Origin of the sequence: Pseudomonas folii (assembly GCF_014357575.1) — a bacterium.
Classification (GTDB): Bacteria; Pseudomonadota; Gammaproteobacteria; order Pseudomonadales; family Pseudomonadaceae; genus Aquipseudomonas; species Aquipseudomonas folii.
On the sequence record NZ_JACONW010000257.1, the window covers coordinates 1 to 3,948 of the forward strand.

The following is a 3,948-nucleotide window of genomic DNA, read 5'->3' on the forward strand; positions in this document are numbered from 1 at the left end:
CCACTCCTACAGGTCCAATGTTTGCAGCGAGATAGTGTCGTGTCGGGATACCGAGGCCGATTCATGTGGATGCGTACAAGAGAGAATCTTCTCTATAAGCCTTCGTAACTGAGACCTGCCGCTCATTCCCGGATTTGCCGACCTGATCGCTTCCCACCATAATCGCCAGACTCTTCCCAAGGAGATGGCTTTGCCAAACGCCCCCGTTAAAGATTCAGTCCTGCTGGTCCAGTTGTCCGACAGCCATTTGTTCGCCGAGGCGGACGGTACGCTGCTGGGTATGTGTACTCGCGACAGTCTGCAAAAAGTCATCGAACTGGTGCTGGCCGAACAGCCGCAGGTCGATCTGGTGGTTGCCAGTGGCGACGTTTCCCAGGACGGCAGCGTCGAATCTTATGAGGCTTTTCGGCAATTGAGCGGGGCGATCGAGGCGCCGAAGCGCTGGTTCCCCGGCAATCATGACGAATCCCGGGAGATGCTCCAGGCCGCGCAACAAAGCGACTTGCTCGAGCCGGTCATCGATATTGGTAACTGGCGAGTGACGTTGCTGGACTCCTCGGTACCGGGTTCCGTACCCGGCTATTTGAGCGATCAACAGCTGCAGTTACTGGTCCAGTCATTGAGTGAAGCGCCGGAACGTCATCATCTGGTCTGCCTGCATCACAATCCCGTGCCGATTGGCTGCGAGTGGATGAATCCCATTGGACTGCGCAATCCCGATGCGCTGTTTGCGGTCCTGGAGCGTTTTCCACAGGTGCAAGCAGTGCTCTGGGGGCATGTTCATCAGGAATACGACCAGATGCGCGATACCGTCCGGCTGCTGGCATCGCCTTCAACCTGCATCCAGTTCGCGCCCGGTAGCGTTGATTTCAAAGTCGACACCACCGCGCCGGGCTACCGCTGGCTGCGTCTTTACGATGACGGGAAGCTGGAAACCGGTGTGTCCCGTGTGGTTGGCCTGGATTTCGAAGTGGATTACGGCGGCAACGGCTACTGATCTTTTTGTCGTGATACACACGGGTGCGGGTCTTTCAGCGTTAGTCCCTGTAAACTGCGCGGCTTTGCACCACTCAGTGATTCAGGAGCGGACGGCGTGACCAGCGAAAACCCCACACTGCTTTATATCCACGGCCTGAACAGTTCGGCCCTGTCGAAAAAAGCCACTCAATTGATCGCCCTGATGCGCTCGCTTGGGCTGAGTGAGCAGGTGCGTGTCCCTGAGTTGCATCACCATCCGCGTCACGCCATGGTTCAGCTCGAATCCGCTATCGAAGAACTCGGGCGGCCATTGCTGGTCGGCAGCTCGCTCGGCGGCTACTATGCGACACACCTGGCGCAGCGCCACGGCCTTAAAGCCGTGCTGATCAACCCGGCAGTCAACCCGCACCAGCTGTTCGACGGATTTGTCGGTACGCAGCAAAACCTTTATACCGGCGAAACCTGGGAGCTGACCCACGACCACGTCAAGGCCCTGGCCGAACTGGAAGTGCCCGCCCCTCAGGACCCGACGCGTGTTCAGGTCTGGCTGCAAACGGGTGATGAGACCCTTGATTATCGCCGCGCCGAATCGTTCTATCGAGCATGCGCGTTGCGTATACAGGCAGGCGGCGACCACAGTTACCAAGGCTTTGCCGGGCAATTGCCCGCGCTGTTGAGTTTTGCCGGATTCGCCCCTGAGCTGTTACAGGCGGTGGATGTTTCCAAGCTTTGAATGTATAGCCGGATTAAATGTAGGAGCTGCCGAAGGCTGCGATTGGTTCGAAAGCCTGGCGTATGCCGGATCGCAGTCTTCGGCAGCTCCTACAGGTTTTCAACTCTGTAACCCCACGAACAACTGATGACGAGACCCCATGGCCAATCCCAGCGCTAGCTCTTATAACGCAGACGCCATCGAAGTCCTCTCGGGCCTCGACCCGGTTCGCAAGCGGCCGGGCATGTACACCGACACTTCGCGGCCGAACCACCTTGCCCAGGAAGTCATCGACAACAGCGTCGACGAAGCGCTGGCCGGGCATGCCAAATCGGTGCAGGTCATTCTGCATGCCGATAACTCGCTGGAAGTGTCCGACGACGGTCGCGGTATGCCGGTGGACATTCACCCGGAGGAAGGCGTTTCCGGTGTCGAACTGATCCTCACCAAGCTTCACGCGGGCGGCAAGTTCTCCAACAAGAACTACCAGTTCTCCGGTGGCCTGCACGGTGTGGGTATCTCGGTGGTCAACGCGCTGTCGACCTTGGTCAAGGTTCGGGTCAAGCGCGATGGCAACGAATACGAAATGTCCTTCACCGACGGCTACAAGGCGTCGGAGCTGGAAATCGTCGGCACTGTGGGCAAGCGCAACACCGGGACGAGCGTGTATTTCGCGCCGGACCCCAAGTATTTCGACACCCCGAAGTTCTCGGTCAGCCGCCTCAAGCATGTGCTCAAGGCCAAGGCTGTGCTATGTCCGGGGCTGCTGGTCAGCTTTGAAGACAAGGCTACTAACGAAAAGGTCGAGTGGCATTACGAAGATGGGCTGCGTTCCTACTTGCAGGATTCGGTCAGCGACTTCCTGCGCCTTCCGGACGAACCGTTCTGCGGCAGTTTTGCCGGTAATAAAGAAGCGGTCGACTGGGCACTGCTCTGGTTGCCGGAAGGCGGCGACAGCGTTCAGGAAAGCTACGTCAACCTGATCCCGACGGCGCAAGGCGGTACCCACGTCAACGGCCTGCGCCAGGGTTTGCTCGACGCGATGCGTGAGTTCTGCGAATACCGCAACCTGTTGCCGCGTGGCGTGAAGCTTGCCCCGGAAGACGTCTGGGAGCGCATTGCTTTCGTTCTGTCGATGAAAATGCAGGAACCGCAGTTTTCCGGCCAGACCAAAGAGCGCCTGTCATCCCGTGAGGCTGCGGCGTTTGTGTCGGGTGTGGTTAAAGATGCCTTCAGCCTGTGGCTCAACGCCAACTCCGATCTGGGCATGCAACTGGCGGAATTGGCGATCAACAACGCTGGTCGTCGTCTAAAGGCCAGTAAAAAGGTTGAGCGCAAGCGCATTACTCAAGGCCCTGCATTGCCTGGCAAACTGGCTGATTGCGCGGGGCAGGACCCGATGCGTTCCGAGTTGTTCCTGGTGGAAGGTGACTCCGCTGGCGGGTCGGCCAAGCAGGCGCGAGACAAGGAATTTCAGGCGATCCTGCCGTTGCGCGGCAAGATTCTCAACACGTGGGAAGTCGATGGCGGCGAAGTGCTCGCCAGTCAGGAAGTCCACAACATTGCCGTCGCCATTGGTGTCGACCCGGGCGCGGCGGACATGAGCCAGTTGCGCTACGGCAAAATCTGCATCCTCGCTGACGCCGACTCTGACGGTTTGCACATTGCGACCTTGTTGTGCGCGTTGTTCGTCCAGCATTTCCGTCCGCTGGTGGACGCCGGGCACGTCTATGTCGCCATGCCGCCGCTGTACCGCATCGATTTGGGTAAAGACATTTACTACGCGCTGGACGAAGCCGAGCGCGACGGTATTCTGGACCGTCTGGTGGCCGAGAAGAAACGCGGCAAGCCGCAGGTCACGCGATTCAAAGGCCTGGGCGAAATGAATCCGCCGCAGCTGCGTGAAACCACCATGGATCCGAACACTCGCCGCCTGGTGCAACTGACGCTGGATGATTTTGAAGTGGCGTCGGAAATGATGGACATGTTACTGGCCAAAAAGCGCGCCGGTGATCGCAAAAGCTGGCTGGAGTCCAAAGGCAACCTTGCCGAGGTTCTGACTTGATGCAAAGCGCCCCGGTGTCCCTGACACCGCGCGATAGCGCCAAACCTGCAGGAGCACGCTTGCCCGCGATGGCGAATGCCGCGACTGATCGACCGGGTTCCGGGCAAACGAGCGCTTATCAAACAGCATGCAAGTCACTGAGCGGAGGCGACTTTCATGTGGGAGCGGTGCTTGCCCGCGATAAAGGCTGTGG

The 3,948-nt window shown here is 58.8% G+C and carries 3 protein-coding genes; all 3 read left to right on the forward strand.

What is annotated here, in order from left to right; genetic code table 11:
• Positions 1-184 precede the first annotated feature (184 nt).
• The 3 genes from cpdA to parE all read left to right on the forward strand — a co-directional run bounded on the left by cpdA (position 185) and on the right by parE (position 3,755).
• The gene (cpdA, locus tag H8S59_RS26300; protein WP_187523310.1) at positions 185-997 is read left to right on the forward strand and encodes a 3',5'-cyclic-AMP phosphodiesterase; all 813 of its coding nucleotides are present in this window, start codon (positions 185-187) and stop codon (positions 995-997) included.
• A 96-nt stretch (positions 998-1,093) separates the two neighbouring features.
• Complete coding sequence (locus H8S59_RS26305; protein WP_095092363.1) at positions 1,094-1,711, forward strand: YqiA/YcfP family alpha/beta fold hydrolase; 618 nt, start codon at positions 1,094-1,096, stop codon at positions 1,709-1,711.
• A gap of 139 nt (positions 1,712-1,850) precedes the next feature.
• Entirely contained in the window at positions 1,851-3,755 is a 1,905-nt protein-coding gene (parE, locus tag H8S59_RS26310; protein WP_095092362.1) for a DNA topoisomerase IV subunit B, read from the forward strand.
• Positions 3,756-3,948 lie beyond the last annotated feature (193 nt).

Excerpts from the sequence above, each read along its gene's own strand:
- cpdA (WP_187523310.1), top strand. The coding sequence starts at position 185 with ATGGCTTTGCCAAACGCCCCCGTTAAAGATTCAGTCCTGCTGGTCCAG.
- parE (WP_095092362.1), top strand. The coding sequence starts at position 1,851 with ATGGCCAATCCCAGCGCTAGCTCTTATAACGCAGACGCCATCGAAGTC.